General features: G+C 64.6%; 13 protein-coding genes. 6 read left to right on the top strand and 7 right to left on the bottom strand.

Features of this window, described 5'->3' with window-relative positions; all coding sequences use genetic code 11:
• Positions 1–10: 10 nt before the first annotated feature.
• The 4 genes from GGR40_RS07350 (at position 11) to GGR40_RS07335 (ending at position 6,780) form a co-directional block, all read left to right on the top strand.
• The gene (locus tag GGR40_RS07350) at positions 11–1,180 is read left to right on the top strand and encodes a mandelate racemase/muconate lactonizing enzyme family protein (protein ID WP_429275559.1); all 1,170 of its coding nucleotides are present in this window, start codon (positions 11–13) and stop codon (positions 1,178–1,180) included.
• Positions 1,180–2,466 (top strand): MFS transporter, encoded by a 1,287-nt coding sequence (locus tag GGR40_RS07345; RefSeq protein ID WP_429275558.1) that lies wholly within the window; start codon positions 1,180–1,182, stop codon positions 2,464–2,466. The genes GGR40_RS07350 and GGR40_RS07345 overlap by 1 nt, the downstream gene beginning before the upstream one ends.
• Positions 2,467–2,610: 144 nt before the next feature.
• Positions 2,611–5,331, top strand: coding sequence for a TonB-dependent receptor (locus GGR40_RS07340; protein ID WP_429275557.1), 2,721 nt, complete (start codon positions 2,611–2,613; stop codon positions 5,329–5,331).
• A 54-nt stretch (positions 5,332–5,385) separates the two neighbouring features.
• A complete protein-coding gene (locus GGR40_RS07335; RefSeq protein ID WP_429275556.1) occupies positions 5,386–6,780 on the top strand; it encodes a DUF1593 domain-containing protein in 1,395 nt (464 codons plus the stop codon).
• On the opposite strand, the gene GGR40_RS07330 is transcribed toward GGR40_RS07335, so the two are convergent.
• On the bottom strand, positions 6,777–7,547 hold the full coding sequence (locus GGR40_RS07330; protein WP_429275555.1) for a DeoR/GlpR family DNA-binding transcription regulator: 771 nt from the start codon (positions 7,545–7,547) through the stop codon (positions 6,777–6,779). The two genes, GGR40_RS07335 and GGR40_RS07330, sit on opposite strands and share 4 nt — an antisense overlap.
• Before the next feature lie 153 nt (positions 7,548–7,700).
• Between GGR40_RS07330 and GGR40_RS07325 the strand changes: the two genes are divergently transcribed.
• Positions 7,701–8,033, top strand: a complete 333-nt coding sequence (locus tag GGR40_RS07325) for a DUF2322 family protein (RefSeq protein ID WP_429275554.1) — start codon at positions 7,701–7,703, stop codon at positions 8,031–8,033.
• Between the two features lie 35 nt (positions 8,034–8,068).
• Here GGR40_RS07325 and GGR40_RS07320 read toward each other — a convergent pair whose 3' ends face one another.
• From GGR40_RS07320 to GGR40_RS07305, 4 genes are all read right to left on the bottom strand, one after another.
• Complete coding sequence (locus tag GGR40_RS07320; RefSeq protein WP_429275553.1) at positions 8,069–8,701, bottom strand: DUF4198 domain-containing protein; 633 nt, start codon at positions 8,699–8,701, stop codon at positions 8,069–8,071.
• Positions 8,702–8,799: 98 nt separating this feature from the next.
• A complete protein-coding gene (locus GGR40_RS07315) occupies positions 8,800–11,079 on the bottom strand; it encodes an FdhF/YdeP family oxidoreductase (protein ID WP_429275552.1) in 2,280 nt (759 codons plus the stop codon).
• A 102-nt stretch (positions 11,080–11,181) separates the two neighbouring features.
• Positions 11,182–13,806: an ATP-binding protein gene (locus GGR40_RS07310; protein WP_429275551.1), complete on the bottom strand. Its 2,625-nt coding sequence runs from the start codon at positions 13,804–13,806 to the stop codon at positions 11,182–11,184.
• The gene (locus tag GGR40_RS07305) at positions 13,796–15,277 is read right to left on the bottom strand and encodes an ATPase domain-containing protein (protein WP_429275550.1); all 1,482 of its coding nucleotides are present in this window, start codon (positions 15,275–15,277) and stop codon (positions 13,796–13,798) included. Before GGR40_RS07305 ends, GGR40_RS07310 begins: the two co-directional genes overlap by 11 nt.
• Positions 15,278–15,604: 327 nt before the next feature.
• Between GGR40_RS07305 and GGR40_RS07300 the strand changes: the two genes are divergently transcribed.
• A complete protein-coding gene (locus GGR40_RS07300) occupies positions 15,605–16,276 on the top strand; it encodes a spermidine synthase (protein ID WP_429275549.1) in 672 nt (223 codons plus the stop codon).
• A 10-nt stretch (positions 16,277–16,286) separates the two neighbouring features.
• On the opposite strand, the gene pncB is transcribed toward GGR40_RS07300, so the two are convergent.
• Both pncB and GGR40_RS07290 read right to left on the bottom strand, forming a co-directional pair.
• Positions 16,287–17,591 carry a nicotinate phosphoribosyltransferase gene (pncB, locus tag GGR40_RS07295; RefSeq protein WP_429275548.1) on the bottom strand — a complete coding sequence of 435 codons (1,305 nt, stop codon included), beginning with the start codon at positions 17,589–17,591 and terminating at the stop codon, positions 16,287–16,289.
• A 65-nt stretch (positions 17,592–17,656) separates the two neighbouring features.
• Entirely contained in the window at positions 17,657–18,403 is a 747-nt protein-coding gene (locus GGR40_RS07290; protein ID WP_429275547.1) for a TorF family putative porin, read from the bottom strand.
• Positions 18,404–18,425: the final 22 nt, after the last annotated feature.

The following is an 18,425-nucleotide window of genomic DNA, read 5'->3' as shown; positions in this document are numbered from 1 at the left end:
GGGATTCGGGATGAAGATCACAGGCTACCGCAGCCTTACCGCGTTTCACGACTGGCAACGACCGGTCGGCGACGTCAATGGCGTGGTCGAATCAGGGATCACCGAAGTGCCCGTGCTGCTGCTGGAAACCGACGGCGGCCTGACCGGCATCGGGCTGGGTTCTCATGGGGAAATCGACCGGCTGTTTCCCGCTGTCGATGGCGCTGATCCGCGTTCCGTATCAACACTTTACGATGCGATGCTCTCGCACGTTTTCAAGAGTGGGCATGCAGGCGCCACTTTCGGCACGATCGCCGCGATCGACATGGCGCTGTGGGATCTGAAGGCGAAGATGGCGGAAGAACCGCTGTGGCGTACGCTGGGCGGGGGTGACCGGTTCGTTCCCGGTTATGCCTCCGGGCTGTGCTACGGCCTTGATGACGCGGCTTTCGCCGCTCACTACGAACAGTGGGCGGATCGGGGCTTCACTGCCGCCAAGATCAAGGGCGGACGCGACCTGGACCGTGACATTGCCCGGCTGGAAACGGCGCGCGCCATCCTATCCCGCAATACCGTCCGCCCCGCGCTTATGCTGGACGTCAACGAGGCGTGGAACGTCAAGCAGGCGATCCGCCATCTGACCGAAATCGAAAAGCGCGTGGACCTGACCTGGATAGAGGAACCGGTGCGACGCTGGGACGCCAGCGGCCTTGCCCGCATATCCAGTGCGGCGCGCACGGCGGTGGCGACCGGCGAGAACCTGACTGGACTGGAGCAGTACGCCCCGCTGTTCGATGCACAAGGCGTCGACATTGTGCAGGCGGGCAGCGTCTGGGGCATTACTCACTTCATGCGCGTCGCAATGGCAGCCCATGCGCGTGGACTGCCGGTATCGCCCGTCGCCTACAACGCGAACCCAGTGGCCCATGCCGCGGCGGCGGTGCCGAACATGATCGGCATCGAAGTGCAGGATTTCGCGTTTCCCACAGGCTTCACCGTCGATCAGCAGATCGCGGATGGCGGCATCATTCTTGGCGACCGGCCCGGCCTTGGCATCGTCATCGACGAAGCCGCAGTTGCCCGTGCGATTAGCTCCAACGGATGGGGCGAACGCGGCGGCCCCCATCGGCGGCCCGCCAGCGCGGGGCTACGGCTGGTGCCGGAGGCTTCTCCGCGTGAAACCTCGAAAGTTTCTAGCTGATGCACGGCGTCGGTCCCGACACTGCATCCCGCGCCATCCCGACGTGGGTTGCGGGCACGGCGCGGCGGCGGCTGCAAGTGTCGCTGATGATCAATTTCTTCCTGCTGATGGCGCTTTACAGCGGCGTTCTGGGGGTCTTGCTGCCCAACCAGATCGCCGAGCTTTCGCCCGCCTCGAAGGAGAACAACCTCGCGCTGCTGTTCGCGATCACCTCGATCTTTTCTACGCTAGCGACCCCGATCGCGGGCGCCCTGTCGGACCGCACGCGCAGCCGCTGGGGTCGCCGGTCACCGTGGATCGCGATCGGATCGCTGATCGGCTCGGCCTGCCTGTTCGGGGTTTCGTGGACCACCGGATTCTGGTCGCTGATGGTGCTGTGGGTGATGGCGGCGGTAGCCTACAACTCGATGCAACCCGCCATGACGACGCTGATCGCCGATCGCTTCGCGCCGGAAACACGCGGTGCGGTGTCCGGGATCGTGGGCGCCGGAATGACCGCCGGGCTTACCGCAGGTACGGTGGTTGCAGGCTATCTGGCGTCGCAGAGGATGCTGGCCTACGGCCTGTTTGCAGCTGCGATCGCGGCATCGTGCGTCGCCTTCGTGGTGCTCAACCGCGAACCGTCCAGCGCGGCGCAACCGCGCCGCGCCGTTCACTGGGGCACGTTCCTCAAAAGCTTCTGGATAAGCCCGCGCGCGCACCCGGACTTCGCCTGGGCCTTTGCCAGCCGCTTCACGATCTACATGGGGTATCAGGCCGTCGCGGCATACCTGCTGTACATCCTGCGCGACTATGTGGGGCTGGGAGACGGCGCATCCAACGTCGCCATCGCGCAGATGGCGATGGTGACGCTGGTGTGCCTTGTGGTGTCTTCATTGGCCTCGGGCTGGCTGTCTGACCGGATGCAGCGCCGCAAGCCCTTCGTCATCGGCGGCAGCCTCATCATGGGCGCGGCGATGGTGGCCCCGCTGGTAGCGCCGTCCATGGCCGGGATGTGGGTGTACGCCGCCGTGATCGGCGTGGGCTACGGCATGTTCATGTCCATCGACATGGCCCTGATGACGCAAGTGCTGCCGCCGCCCGCTTCCGACGACGAAGGCGGCGATGCGGGCAAGGATCTGGGCGTGCTGACCACCGCGGTCAACATCCCGCAGATCATCAGCCCGGTAATGGCTGCAGTCCTGCTGAGCCTGTCTGGCGGCGACTATCGCGCGATCTTCATCGCGGCCGTGGTGTTCGTCTTCGGCTCGGCGCTTTGCGTGTTGCCGATACGGTCGGTTCGGTAATTCATATTACGTATGATGTAATTTGACGTAGCATCTTTAGCGAGGCATAACGCCCGCAAAGAATTTCGAGGGAGAGTCGAAATGTCGAGTGAGGGAAACCTTCGCAGTGCAGCCCAAGTGGCACTGCTTTTTTCAGCAGCATCGATGCTAGCGCTGGCAACGGCGGCCCATGCGCAGGATGCCGCAGCGGTAGAAGGCGCATCGGAGGCGGTCGATGCCGAAAACGTCATCATCGTCGCGGGCATCCGCGCCAGCCAGAAGGCCTCCATCGACATCAAGCGTGAATCCATCGCTGTCGTGGACTCCATCGTTGCTGAAGACCTCGGCAAGCTGCCCGACCAGAACGTGGCGGAATCGCTGCAGCGCATCGCCGGCGTCACCATCGAACGCAACCGGGGCGAGGGGCGCTACATCACCGTGCGTGGCTTCGGGCCGAAGTTCAACGCGGTCACCGTCAATGGCCGCACGCTGGCGACGGACAATAACGGCCGAGAGTTCTCGTTCGACGTCATGCCGTCGGAGATCATTGCCGGTGCCGACGTCTACAAGTCTCCCCAAGCCAACATCAACGGCGCTTCGATCGGCGCTACGGTGGATGTGAAGACCCTGCGCGCCATCGACCAGAAAGACCAGTTCGCCTTTGCCGGGTCCGCCGGGCAGATGTGGGCCGAGTTGGCCGACAAGTTCAATCCGGAAGTGTCTGGCGTTGCGTCATGGCGCAACGCGGACAAGACCATCGGCATCTCGCTCTCGGGCGTCTACACCGAGCGCCAGACCCGCAACGATGAGTTCACCATCGGCGCAGGCCACGTCAAGCGCGGCAGCCTGGCGCGGGACGTGGCGGCAGGACGTCCGTCTAACGAGTATTTCTTCGGCCGTGTTGGCCCCGGCGTGACGCCATTCACGCAAGTCGACATGCCGTCCAACCTCTCGCCGTTCTTCTTCGAGCGTAACCTGAAGCGCTACGGTTTCTCAGGATCGCTTCAGTTCCGCCCTACGGACACGCTGACGATCTCGCTCGACGGGCTGTATTCCAAGGCCAAGTTCACCGAACAACAGACCGGCCTTGCCTACGACTTTTCGGGCGGGCGCGTGGTGGAACAGATCGTCGAGGGCGGCAGCATCGTCAACGGCGTGCAGACTGGCGGCGAAGTGGCGTACCAGCGGATCCAGGGCGGGTTCGTCGACCAGATCATCCAGTACGACCAGCGCAACGTCATGACCAACCAGTTTGGCGCCAACATCGAGTGGAAGCCGGTCGAGACGTTCAAGGTGCGGCTTGATGCTTCGCGGTCGAAGGCCGAGCGTCGCGGCAAGGAAAACAACCTCTTTACAACGATCCGCCGCAAGAACCTCGACTTGTTCTACGATCGGCGCTCGGGTAGCCCGATCTACGAATACGGCTTCAACAGCCCCATCTATCCGAATGCTGCGACTAGCCCGGACGGCATCACCGCCCACTATTACATCTGGGGCGGCGGCACCGATGTCGATGACAAGATCGAGGAATACCGCGCCGACACCGAATGGGAAGCGACATCCAACCTGACGTTCTTCGCAGGCGGCATGTATTCGCGTCGCACCAAAACGCTGACCGGGGACGAGATGCCGTTTGGCGAGCAGTGCGCCTATTGCGGGTCCGACCGTGTGCTGCCCGGCTCGCTGTTCCAGCCCACCAACCGCAACTTCTTCCAGGGCGAAGGGCCTGGCAACATCATCCGCGACTGGGTGATATACAGCCCGCAGCAACTGGTCGGCGTGATCGATCAGTTCGCGGCGCAGGACGGCAGGGCGTTCAACCCGGCGGTGTTCTCGCCCTCGGCCTCGTCGGTGGTCGATGAGAAGGTGAAGATCGGCTATGTCATGGCCAACTTCCGCACTTCGCTGGGCTCCATGCCGCTGACGATCAACGCCGGCCTGCGCTACGAGGGGACAACGTATACCTCCACCGGCGCGTCGCGCACCGTCATCAGCGCGCAGCCCAACGGGCAGGGGCAGAACCTCATCGTCGTCTCGCCGGTGGTGCCGGTGGGCTTCAGGGGCAAGTACCACGACTGGCTCCCCTCGGTGAACATCAAGCTGGAGCCGACCCAGGACTTGATCCTGCGCCTTGCCGCGTCCAAGGTCATGACCCGGCCGACGCTGACCGACCTGTCGCCCCGCCAGTCGATCCAGACCAACCCCGGCAACGAGACGATCAGCCGCGGCAACCCGGACCTGCAGCCTTTCCGCGCCAAGCAGATCGAGGCGGGCGTGGAATGGTACTTCAACCCCAGCTCGCTGCTGTCGGCGGCCGCGTTCTACAAGAAGATCGACTCGTTCGTGACGCTGGTGACGACGCCGCAGCTTGTCGATCAGGTCACCTTCCAGGTCACCGTGCCTGACAACGGCAAGGGCGCGACGGTGAAGGGGTTCGAACTGGGTTACCGGCAGGCCTTCACCGGGCTGCCTTCGCCGCTCGATGGCCTTGGCGTGCAGACCAGCTTCAACTACACCAAGTCGAACGCGAACTATACCAACCAGGTGGCGGGCGTGTCCTACGGGCTGGAGGGGCTGTCCAAGACCTCGTACAGCCTGGTCGGGTTCTATGAAAAGTACGGCATCCAGGCGCGTGTTGCTTATACCTGGCGCGACAACTTCCTGCAGGTGGCATCGGGCCGCAATGGCGAGCCGGAATATTTCGACGCCTACGGCCAGCTGGACGCGGGCATTTCCTATGAGGTGACGCCGCAGTTCACGGTGTTCTTCGATGCGATCAACCTCAATAGCGCTAAGGAGTTCATCTACTCCGTCAACGAGGACCGCACCAAGGAATACCGCAAGACCGGTCGTCGTCTGTCCGGCGGCGTCAGGGTCCGGTTCTAAGGGAAGATGAAGGGCCGGGGCATGGTCCCGGCCCTTCACTGTTGAAGAGGGCACATGATGATGAAGCGTCTTGCGGCTGTCCTGCTGGCGGCCGCCATGCCAGTTGCCACGGCAATGGCAGCGCCTGCGGGCCCAGCAGAGCCGAAGTCGCGCGTCATCGTGCTGACCGACGTGGGGTCCGACCCTGATGACATGGAATCGATGGTACGGTTCCTGCTTTATACCAATGAGTTGGAAGTCGAAGCTCTGGTGCCTTCTACATCACGGCACCTGAAGGATTCCGTTCATCCAGAACAGATCCTGAAGCGTATCGACGCTTACGAACAGGTACTGCCCAACTTGCGCGCCCATGCTCAGGGGTGGCCATCCGCCGCACAATTGCGCGCGCGGGTCAAACCCGGACGGCCCGAGTACGGCATGGCCGGGGTAGGGGCGGGCAAGGACACCGAGGGATCGCGGGCCATCATCGCCGCGCTTGATAGCCCCGATCCGCGGCCGCTTTGGATCTGCGTGTGGGGCGGGGCGGTGGACCTGGCGCAGGCGCTGTGGTCCCTGCGTGAAACGCGCCCTGCTGCGGATGTGGCCCGTCTGGCGGCCAAGCTGCGGGTCTATTCGATTTCGGATCAGGACAACGCAGGCCCCTGGGTGCGCAGACAGTTCCCCGACATCTTCTGGATCGTCAGCCTGACGGCGCACCGGCATTACAACCTGTCGACCTGGGGTGGCATCTCGGGGGACCGGATGTACTATTTCGACGGGCCGGACTTCACTACGGTGTCGAAGGAATGGCTGCGCGAGAATGTCCAGATCGGTCCGCTGGGCGCGCTCTATCCCAACTATGAATTCATCATGGAGGGCGATACGCCCAGCTTCCTGTACCTGGTTCCCAACGGCCTCGGCGCGCCGGAACATCCGGATTATGGCAGCTGGGGCGGGCGCTATGGCAAGGTGTCGGAATGGGATGGCATCTGGACCGACACCAGCGACCTCGTCACCGGCAAGGACGGGAACACCCACCAGACCAACAAGGCCACCATCTGGCGTTGGCGTGAGGCGTTCCAGAACGACTTCGCCGCCCGTATCCAGTGGACCTTGCAGGCAAGCTACAAGGGCGCCAACCATGCGCCCGTGCCGATGCTGAACGGTGTCGGCGGCACTGCCCCTGTGGAGATCGCCGCGCGCCCCGGCGAAACGGTGCGGCTTTCGGCGACAGGATCGCGCGATCCGGATGGGGATGCGGTGGATTACAGCTGGTGGCAGTACCGCGAATCCGAAGCGGTCAATCGGAGCCCGCGCGTGGAACTGCAGCGCGGCGATCCGCTGGAAACGCGCTTCGTGGTGCCCGCGGTGGAGGAGCCGACGCGGTTCCATATCATCCTGGAAGCGCGGGACGGCGGCACCCCTGCGTTAACGCGCTATCGCCGCGCTATCGTATCCGTCCAGCCTTAGGCGATGACGACCCGCACCCCGCGCGCGCGCAGCTGATCGGCGGTTTCGGCGGGTATTCCAGCGTCGGTCACGATCGTGTCCACTTCGTCGAGCCCGCAGACGATAGCGCCCGACGATGACGTGAACTTGGAACTGTCGACCAGCAGGATCACTTCCTCTGCCCGGTCCATGAAGCGGCGTTCGGCGGCGACGAGGATCACGTCCTGCTGCATCACCCCCTGCGGGCCCACGGCCGCTGCGCCCATGAACAGCTTGGGCGCGTGGAAGCGCGGCATCGATTCTTCTCCGGCGGGGGCCAGGATGATGTTCTGTTCCCGAAACACGGTGCCGGACGGCAGCAGCACCCGTGTGCCGGGCTGCTGCAGCAGCGCGTCCACGATGTGGAGCGAATTGGTCAGCACCTGACAGTCCAGCCCCGAAAGATGCGGGCACATCTGCAGCGTGGTCGTGCCGCCGTCGATCATGATGCCTTCGCCGGGGTGGCACAGGGCAGCAGCGGCGCGGCCGATCGCCTGCTTGGCCGGAAGGTTCAGCGTGATCGACTGCGCGAACGGGGTGCCCACCAGTTCCGGCTGACCGCGCTGTCCTTCGGCCAGCCGGGCCCCTCCGTGGACGCGCTGGATGTGCCCGGCTTCCTCCAGACGCGTCAGGTCGCGGCGGATCGTGGCGGGCGAGGCGTCCAGCTGCGCCTCCAGCGCGCGGTAAGTGACGAAACCGGTCGCGTTCACCGCTTCAAGTATGTACCGTTCACGCTCGGTCGAATGCATGGGATTCCTCAGGGGCTTGCATGGCCTGCTATGGACCTATGTATGATCGAAATCCATCATTATCGATCATGGAGGGAGCGATAACGCGGTAGCAGACGTATGCGCGCGATGTTAGAGGCCCGGCCGCATATAGGCATCGTTTCAGGAGCACCCATGCTGACCAAGATCATCCCCGGCACTTCGTTCAAGGACAACCTGCAACTGCTGCCGCCGATTGACGGGGTTGGGCAGGTTGATTTGCTGGACGATGAGGGCACCGTCCTTGCCAGCATCGAAAACCAGCCCGGAAAGAAGGGCTCTGTCGCGGTCTATCAGTATCTTCATCAGGCGTTCGGTACGCTGGATGCGCAGGCCGCCGCGCATGGGCTGGAGGTCTTTGCGGAGCATGTGGCCGATGCGCGTGAACGCCCCGGCGCTCACCCGAATGTCGATCGCCTGCTGGCGATTGCCGAGGGCGCCGCTCCGCTTTCGATCTCGATCCGCTGACGGGGGGCGCCGCCATCGGCGCCCCGGCCGCCCATTCAGTCTGCGGTGAAGGTCGTGGTGGCGATGCGGTGCAGCACCGCGACCTTGCCGAGGCTGGTGGTGCCGCCCGCATCGTCCTTGTGCGACGCGGTCAGGATGTAGCGGCCCTTGCCCCGCACCGGCACGGCGAAGGTTCCCTGCGCGTCGGTCTTGAGGGCTTTGGTCCACTTGTCAGGCGAGATCGCGGTCACTTCCGCGTTCGCCACCGGCTTGCCATCGCGCACGAGGACGAAGCGGTCGCCGCCGGGCGAAACGGGCGCGATCTCGAACGGCAGGGCAGAGCGGGCTTCGCTGCGTCCGGCACGGGCGAAGTAGGCGATACCTTCCTTGCGATCGTCCGGCCCCCACGGCGCGAAGACGGCATCGTCATGCGCGCGGACGTCGCCCGGCGGCACGGCCACTTCGATATACCCGGCCTTGCGAACCTGCGCCGCCGTTGCGGACGACAGCAGGCGAGGGGCTTTGAGGTTGCCGAATTCCGGATCGCCCCCTTCGGGCAGTACCTCCGCCGGTTCGCCCAGATAGATGCGCGCGGGGCCGATGCCGTCCCTTTCGATCCAGACTTCGTGCGCCTGCGCAGCGGGGGCGGCGATCGCGAAGAGCAACGGGGCAAGATGTCTGATTTTCATTTCGGTATCCTCTGTTGCCGGGCAAGGACACGCGCCCTCCAGCGCCCCCGGACAGAACGACATAATCGCTAACGACTCTCAAGCGCAATGAAAATGCCTCAGGTCACGATGCGAACCGGCAGGCCTTTCGCGGCAGGCGTGTGCGACTGTTCGTCATGATACCACAGCGGCATCAGCGGGTTCATCTCCGGATAATAGGCACCGATGCAGCCGGGCGGAAGCAGGAACGGCGTGATGGCAAGCCCATCTACCTGCCGATGGACCCCGTCGCCCGCGTCGCTGACCAGGCTGACGACCTGCCCCTTCGCAAGCCCCGCCGCCGCAATGTCGTCGGGGTGCATCAGCAGGACGTCGCGCGTGCCCTCGATCCCGCGCAGGCGATCGGAATAGCCGTAGATCGTCGTGTTGAACTGGTCGTTGGAGCGCAGGGTCATCAGCCGGTAGCGTCCGGGCGCATCGTCGAACCCGATGGAGCGCAGGCGAGCGGGCGGGGTAAACTCGGCCTTGCCGCTTTGGGTCTTCCATTCCCGTTCGCGCGCCGGGTTGCCGCGATAGAACCCGCCGGGCGTGAATACGCGCGCGTTGAAGTCTGCGAACTGATCGGGATAGGTTCGTTCGATGCAGTCGCGGATCAGGGCATAATTGCCGGTCCATTCGTCCCACCGCACAGCCGGGTTGGGCGAAAGCGTGGCCTTGGCCATGCCCGCAACGATGGCCACCTCGGAACGCAGATGCTCCGACGCGGGCGTGTTGCGACCGACCGACCCGTGGATGCAGGATAGCGAATCCTCCATCGTCACCGCCTGCGCGCCGGTGGACTGCAGGTCTTCCTCCGAGCGGCCAAGGCAGGGCAGAAGATAGGCGACTTCGCCGTTGACCAGGTGGCTGCGGTTCAGCTTGGTGGCGATCTGCACCGTCAGGCGCATTCGGGTCCAGGCCTTTTCCATCTGCCCCTGCTCGGGGATGGCGCGCACGAAATTGCCGCCCAGCCCGATGAATGCCTTTACCTCGCCCGACAGGATACCCTTGCACGCTGCGACCGTATTCAGCCCCTCGTCACGCGGGGGATCGAACCCGAACTGCTGCGCCAGCACATCCAACGGGACGAGTTCGGGTTTTTCGGAAATTCCGACGGTACGCTGGCCCTGCACGTTGGAATGGCCCCGAACCGGCGAAATCCCGGCGCCTTCGCGGCCCACGTTCCCGCGCAGCAGCCACAAGTTGGTCAACGCAGCCAGATTGTCGAAGCCGTGGACGTGCTGGGTCAGCCCCATGCCGTACATCGCGATGGCGCGCGGCGCTTCGAGGTAGATTTGCGCCGCCGCCTCCAGGTCGGCGCGGAACAGGCCGCTTTCCTGCTCGATCTCGTCCCAGGATATGGCATCCACCGCGGCCTTCATGGCGTCGAAGCCGCTGGTGTGCCGGGTGATGAAATCCCGGTCTAGCACATCCCGACCGCCCTCGCTGCGGGCGGCTTCATCGGCGGCGAGGACGTGCTTTATCATGCCGGTAATGGCTGCAATGTCCCCGCCCGCCTTCACCTGCAGGTACAGCGTGGAGATCGGCGTGCTGTTGGGGGTCAGCATTTCAACCGGGCTTTGCGGGTTCTTGAAGACTTCCAGCCCCTTTTCCCGGATCGGGTTGAAGGTGACGATCTTGACCCCGCGCTTCAACGCTTCCTGCAGCGGGTGCAGCAGGCGGGGGCTGTTCGATCCGGTGTTCTGTCCGAAGAAGAAGATCGCATCACAGGTGTCGAAATCCGAAAGCACGCAAGTGCCCACCGGCGAGCCGATCAGCTTCTTGAGCGCGACCGATGTCGTTTCGTGGCACATGTTGGAACTGTCGGGCAGGTTGTTATGGCCGTAAAGCCGCGCGAACAGGGCATAGAGATAGCTGGTTTCCAGGCTCGCCCGACCCGATGCGTAGAAGACGGCGGATTTGGGATCGATCGCGCGCAACTCGCCGCCGATGGCATTGAAGGCCTCTTCCCACGAACAGGGAACGTAGCGGTCGGTACTGCGATCGTAGCGCATGGGATGGGTCAGGCGGCCCTGCTTTTCCAGATCGTGGTCCTTCCACGACCGCAGCTCCGTCACGGTATGGCGAGCGAAGAATTCGGGCGTGCACCGCTTGGTGGTGAGTTCCCAGAACGTCGCCTTCGCCCCGTTCTCGCAGAATTCCACGGTGTGCGGCTTGGCCGGCTTGGTCCACGCGCAGGACACGCACATGAAGCCCTTGACCTTGTTCTGCCGCCGGAGCGTATTCAGCGCGGCGGGGGTGGGGCGTTCCTGCAGGCCGATTTCGGCTATGCCCCGCAGCGATCCCCAACCACCTTCCGTGCCGTCGTAATGCACGGTCCCTTCTTCGTCGTCGCTCATTGTGCGTCCCGCTGACCTGAATGCCAAGGGAACGCAGGGACGCCGGGACCGTAGCGGAAACTTGATCCATGATAAGGCGGGCGCGGGCCGCTCATGCCCGGATCAGGCCTGTTCCGGTTCCTTCCGCACCATCTGGTCGATCTTGGCGGCAAGGGCATCCAGCGCGAAGGGCTTGGTTATCATGCCCATGTTCGTACCCAGAAAGCCCGCGCGGATCGCGGCGTTCTCGGCATAGCCGGTGACGAAGAGGATCGGAAGGTCCGGGCGATGCGCGCGCGCGATCTCGGCCAGCTGGCGCCCGTTCATGCCGGGCAGCCCCACATCCGACACCATCAGGTCCAGCGCCTGTTCGGAGCGCAGGATCGGAAGCGCCTGTGTGGCGTCTCCCGCCTCCAGCGTGACGTAGCCCAGTTCCTCGAGCACTTCGCGCACCAGCAGGCGGACGGATGGGTCATCCTCAACGACGAGGACGGTCTGCCCGCGGCCTTCGCGTACCGGCGCGTCCGAAGCCGCAACCGGCATGTCGGCGGCGTCGGCCACGGGCAGCAGAATCTTGACGCACGTACCCTGACCCGGCTGGCTGTGGATCCGCACCTGCCCGCCGGACTGGCGCACGAAGCCATAGACCATCGACAACCCCAGCCCGGTGCCCTGGCCGATGGGCTTGGTGGTGAAGAACGGCTCGAACACCTTTTCGATGACTTCAGGCGACATCCCCACGCCCGTATCGGATACGGCGATGACCACGTAGGCTCCGGGCGCCATGTCGGGCTTGGCGGCGACTTGCGCGGCGTCGAGGTCCACGGTGTCGACTTCCACCGTCAGGGTGCCGCCATTGGGCATGGCATCGCGCGCATTGATCGCCAGATTGAGCAGGGCGCTTTCCAGCTGGTTGGCATCCACCATGGCACAGGGCGACCCTGCGGCAGGCACAATGCTGAGCCGGATGTTCTCATTGATGGAGCGCGCCAGCAAGGTATCGAGCGAGCCGGTCAGGCGGTTGATGTCGACGGGTCGGGGGTCAAGCGACTGGCGGCGCGAGAATGCCAGAAGCCGTGCGGTCAGCGCCGCCGCCCGCTGCGCCGACGTGGAAGCGGCGTCCATGTACCGCACGAGGTTCTCAGTCTTGCCGCTTTCCAGGCGACGCTTCATCAGGTCAAGGCTGCCGATCACGCCGGTCAGCATGTTGTTGAAATCATGCGCGATGCCGCCGGTCAGCTGGCCGACGGCTTCCATCTTCTGGCTCTGGCGCAAGGCGGCCTCGGCCTGTTCGCGGCTTGCCATTTCAGCTTCGAGTTCGGCGGTCCGTTCGGCCACCTTCTGCTCCAGCGTCTGGTTCGCCCGGCGGGTGGAGGCGATCAGGCGGGCGTTGTCGATGGCAATGGCGGCTTGCGCCGCAAGGCCCAGCGCCAGCCGCTCTGCGCGGGCGTCGAAACGGTCAGGCTCCTCATGGCCGAAGAACAGCCCGCCGATGACTTCGCCCGAGCGGGACGACACCGGCACTGCCAGATAGCTGACGACCTTCAGGTGCCCCTTGGGCATGCCGTGATACGGGCTGCTCTTGCCATAGCGGGCATCCTTCGTGATGTCAGGCGAACGGACCGGGCCGTCACCTGCGAAGGTCGGCCCGAAAACCGCGGTGTTGCGCGGCATCGGAAATTTCGCGAACTCCTCCATCGGGACGCCGGACAGGCTGTAGAGTAGATACGCCTCTCCCTCGTCGCTGACGTTGTTGTAGAAGAACGCGCCGATCCCGGCACCGGTCAGTTCACGCCCGGCGTCCACCACCGCCTGCACCAGCGTGTCGAGGTCAAGCTCGGCGGCGACCCGTTCGCCGGTGCGGTTCAGCGTTTCCAGTGCCCGGCTTTCTTCGCGCAGGGCCGCCTCGGACGCGGCAAGCGCCGCTTCCGCCGCCTTGCGCGCGGAAATGTCGATGACAGTGCCGATGAAGCGGATCGCCCGCCCGTTCTCGAACACCGCGCCGCCGCGTGCGGAGATGTAGCGCTCCACCCCGTCCTCAAGGCCGACGGTGCGGTACTCGATGTCGTATGCGCCGTTCCCTTGCGGATTCAGCGCGGCGCGAACGGCAGCGTCGGCAGCATACCGGTCGTCGGGATGAAGCCCGGCGAGGAACGCCGTTTCATAGCTCACTTCAGCAATCGGGCTCAGGCCGAACATCGCCTTGCAGCGATCGTCCCAGCGCAGAACATTGCCGACCGGATCAAAGTCCCACGTCCCGATGTTGGCGGCGGCGGTCGCAAGGCGCAGGCGGCTTTCGCTGTTGGCAAGTTCGCTAAGCCGGTCGCGCATCTCGAACTGGCGGCGTCGGGCACGCAGGGCGGACGCGATCGCGCTGGTGAGCGACGCGATGCCGAGCGGGCGTTCAAGCACCACGGTATTGCTCGCCAGATCAAGCAGTCGGGCATGGGCAGGTACGCCGGACCTTCCGCTATGCTGCGCCTTCAGCAGCACGAACGGCACGTCGGACCATTCCGGCTGACCGGCCAACGCGGCGCGCAGATCGCCCAGATCGGTGTTCAGCGCCTCTTCAGTGACAAGGACGGTGCCGACGCTTTCGTCCAGCATCGCGGCGACAGCGCGGATGGTGGCGCAGATCTGCGCGTCGTATCCAGCCTGCTGCAGCAGATGCGCCACGCTTTCCGCGTCCCGCCCGAACGGCGCGCAGATGAGAACGCGGTGGCCCTCGGCCGCCGGTTCAGATGCCATCGGTGCGGTCTTCCATCAGCGGTGCTGAAGAACCGGTGTATTCGGGCGTCCCGGTAAGGATGCCCTTGAACGCCCGCAACGGCTCGCCGACCCGCACGCCTTCGCGATCGATGCGGAACTCGCGGATGGCATCTTCGTGCATGCCGCCGCGATTTTTGAGCACCGAAATGGCCTTGCGGATGCGCCCCCCCGCCTCGAAGAAGCGCAGCAGCATCACGGTGTCAGCGACATAGGACACGTTCAGGCTGGTGGTCATCGTGCCGACCAGCCCGTGTTGGGGATTAATGAGGAAAGTGACCACGCCCTTCTGCGCCAGATAGGACAGCAGTTCGTGCATCTGCAGCACCAGCTGCTGTTCCTGCGGCATCGCGGCCATATAGCCGTTGAGGCTATCGATCACGATCATCTGCGCGCCGCGCTGCTCCACCTCGTACCGGACGCGGGCGGCGAATTCGCCCGGCGAAATCTCGGCGGGATCGTTCTGCTGAATGACCAGGCAACCCTGTTCCAGATGCCGGTCGAGATCGAGGTTGAACGCCTTGGCCCGCCGCGTAAGCGTGGCGATCCTTTCGTCGAACTGGAACACGGTGCAAGGCTCGCCCCGTTCGCAGGCGGCGTTGAGGTATTGCAGCGCGATGGTGGTCTTTCCCGACCCCGCCGGACCGGTGACAAGGATGCTGGTGCCCCGCAACGGTCCGCCGCCCAGCAGGTTGTCCAGTTCCTCCACCCCGCTGGGGACCACGTCCTCGATGAAGTCGCCCTGATGTGTGGAAGCCACGAGGCGCGGGAAGATTTCCACGCCGCCCTTGCGGATCACCATGTCGTGATAGCCGGCGACGAAGTCCACGCCGCGCAGCTTCTGCACCTGCATCCGGCGGCGTGCCGCGCCAAAGTCCAGCGTCAGCCGTTCCAGCGTGATGACGCCGTGGCACAGGCTGTGGAGGTGCGCATCGCGCGCTTCGCCGGTGCCGGTCATGTCGTCCACCAGAATGACGGTGGAATCGCGGCCCGTGAAGAACTGCTTGAGGCCCAGCACCTGCCGCCGGTAACGCAGCGGGTCCTGAGCCAGCAGGCGCATTTCGGACAGGCTGTCGAACACGATGCGGGTGGGCCGCACGCGTTCCACCTCATCCTGGATGAGCCGGACAGTTTCGCCCAGTTCCATTTCCCAGGGATGGATGATCGACTGTTCGCGCCGGTCGCCGAAGATGCTTTCGGCGGATTCCAGCTCGAAGACGTCGCACCCTTCCAGATCCCAGCCGTGCGAGGCGGCGACGACGCGCAGTTCCTCGCGCGATTCCGACAGGGTGATGTAGAGTACCCGCTCGCCCAGCCGCGCCCCTTCGCGAAGGAACTGCAGTGCCAGCGTGGTCTTGCCCGAACCGGGCGCCCCTTCGAGCAGATAGAGCCGGTTGGCCGGCAGCCCACCCCTGAGAACCAGATCGAGGCCGATGTTGCCGGTAGAGATCATCCTGTGCCCTGTCGCCTTTCGCTTCAACTGCCTGCGGTGTTACCGGGATTCAGGCAATGCAACCAGCAATATCCACCGGCTGCGATCCGGCTGTTGAAATGCGCGATCCGCTGCTTCGCTCCCGTATGGGGAAAATTGTTGCTCCGGCAGCGGCGCAAGGTGCACTCCGCGCGGTCGGGGCTGGTAAAGAGGTACGAACGCTCGTACCGCAATGCCGATCGCCAGTTACTTCCAATGGCGCGCTGCTTCCCCGTCCACCAGCCGACATCCCTTTTTTCCAAATACGATCCGACTTCGCCTTTCGCGCGAGCGGAGCCGGGAGCAATCATGGTCGAAGACGAACTTCTGGGAATTGCGCACGTCCCGGACGGTGTGGAGATACGGCTTGTCCAGCACGGCGATGGCTTCACCATCCTGCTGGAAGACACCGACCTGATGAGCACGCAGGCCCGCGCCTCGGAAGAAGCGCTGGCCCGCATGACAAGCGAGATGCTGGGCGAGCGTCCCGCGCCGCAGATCCTGATCGGCGGCTATGGCATGGGCTTCACCCTTCGCGCGGCGCTGGGCGCATTCGGCGACGATGCCGGCATCGTCGTTGCCGAGATCGTCCCCGAAATCATCGCGTGGGCGCGCGGGCCCATGCAGCACGTCACTGCGGGCTGTCTCGACGATCCCCGCGTCGTCGTCGTCGAAGGGGACGTGGCGATGCTGATCGACGCTGCCTGCGACGCCTATGACGCTATCCTCCTGGACGTGGATAACGGGCCGGAGGGGCTGACCCGGCGGCTCAACGACGGGCTCTATTCGCAGGCGGGGCTGGACAGCGCGATGGCTGCCCTGCGTCCCGGCGGCATCCTGGCGATCTGGTCCGCCTATACCGATCCCGAGTTCACGGTCCGGCTGCAACAGGCCGGGTACGAAGTGACCGAAACCGTGGTACGCGCACGGGACAACCAGAAGGGATTCCGTCACCTCATCTGGTTCGCCCGCAAGCCGTAAAACCGCCCGGTCAGACGAAGACGGCAGATTCCACCCGCCCGGCAGAGCCGAACACACGCAGGTAGCGGGCGATCTCCGCCGGGTCGCCGGTGGCCTTGCCCGGATTGTCCGACAGCTTCACGGCGGGGCGGCCATCGGCGTCCACTACCTTGCAGACCAGCGAGATCGGCTCCAGCCCATCACCCCGGTCCGGGTCGCAGCCGCGAAAATCGTTGGTCAGGTTGGTGCCCCAGCCGAAGCTCATGCGCACACGCCCGTGGAAGTGGCGATACGTCTGCTCGATCGTGTCGACGTCCATGCCGTCGGAAAAGATCAGCAGCTTGCTGCGCGGATCGACGCCGCGCTCCTGCCACCAGCGGATGATCTGCTCCCCGCCCTCGATCGGCGGCGCGCTGTCGGGGCGGAAACCGGTCCATCCGGCCACCCAGTCGGGGGCATCGCGCAGGAACGCCGTGGTCCCAAACGCATCGGGCAGGGCGATCAGCAGGTTGCCGTTGTAATGCGCGCGCCAGTCCTCAAGCACCTGATAAGGCGCGCGCCGCAGCGCCTCGTCATCGTCGGCCAGTGCGGCGGCAACCATCGGCAGTTCGTGCGCGTTGGTGCCGATCGCCTCAAGATCGGCGTCCATCGCCAGCAGCACGTTGGATGTACCGATGAAGCGGCTGCCAAGCCCTTCCTTCAGGGCATCCACGCACCAGCGCTGCCACAGGAAGCCGTGTCGCCGCCGAGTGCCGAAGTCTGACACCGCAAGGTCAGGCAGGTCGCGCAGCCGCTCCACCTTTTCCCACAGCTTGGCCTTGGCGCGGGCATAGAGGACGTCGAGCGCGAACTTGCCCCGGTCCCTCAGCGCCGCGCGCGAACGCAGTTCGTTGATGATGGCAAGGGCGGGGATTTCCCACATGGTGGTGTGGCTCCACGGCCCGGCGAAGCGCAGTTCGTACTGGCCATCCACCTTGCGCAGATCGTATTCGGGCAGCGAGAAGTCGGCCAGCCAGGCGATGAACTCCGGCTCGAACATCTGGCGCCGGCCATAGAACGTGTTGCCCGCCAGCCAGATCAGCTCCTTCTTTGTGAAGCGCACCGTGCGCGCATGGTCCAGCTGCGCGCGCAGTTCGTCCTCGTCGATCACCTCGGCAAGGCGAACCGTGCGGGTGCGGTTGATGAGCGAGAAGGTGGCCTGAACATCGGGATGGACGTGCCGGATCATCTGCAACATCAGCAGCTTGTAGAAATCCGTGTCGAGCAGACTGCGCACGATCGGATCGAGCCGGAAATTGTGGTCGTAAGTGCGTTTCGCGATATCGGTGACGGCCATGGCGGCCATCCTTACGCATTCGCGCGGTGAAGGGAATGGCGAACCTTGCGCCATTCCCGCATTCGTCAAGGCGTGAAGCGCACGTACCCCATCACACGCGCACCGACATGCCGGTCCGTCCACGGCGACAGTGGATCCAGCTCGCTTCTGCCGATGGAGGTTCCCGAGTAACGCACGCCGACTGCCAGCCGATCCTTCGCGTATTCAGCGCCAAAGTGATGATCGAGGTAATCGCCGCCGGGGCGCAGACGGGCCGCGCGCGGGTCGTTCCGGGTGGAGCCGCTGCTATGACCCAGGCCGCCATATAGCGTCACCGGAGTTCCCGGAACACTCGCCGAAAGCGATGCGTCGACATAGAGATTGCTGCCGCCAATGGCGTCCTGCGGCGGCGCATAGGCAATGCCCACGGTCAGTTGCGCGGGGCCCAGCGTGCGCGATACGTCGCCGGTGATTTCACCGTAACTGGTGCCGGATCGGCCTAGGAACACATTGCCCCGCAACCCGGCGGTGAAATCCCAGCCATTGCTCCGCACGGTGTAGCGTGGGGCCATCCGTAGCAGCGCTTCAGCGCCGCCATGCCGGGCGCTGTCACGCAGGGCGAGGGCATCGACGCCCAGCGCAAGGTCGTAAGTCAGCGGCATATCGGCGGAGGCGCCGACGGTCGCCTTGCCATCGCTCCAGCTCAGGCCGCGTTCGCGGTGGTCTGTCTCGGCCTCCAGCGTGATCTGGGGCCCGGCAACGGGCTGGGCACAGGCATCGAAGGCGAAAAGGCCGCCACAAATCGCGGCGGCCATACGGAAAGGATAGCGCATCAGTACCGCTTAGCGATCATTT

The sequence above is a fragment of the Novosphingobium gossypii genome, from assembly GCF_050433305.1.
Taxonomy (GTDB): Bacteria; Pseudomonadota; Alphaproteobacteria; order Sphingomonadales; family Sphingomonadaceae; genus Novosphingobium; species Novosphingobium gossypii.
Note: the sequence above shows the minus strand (reverse complement) of the source record. Positions and strands in the feature narration are given on the sequence as shown.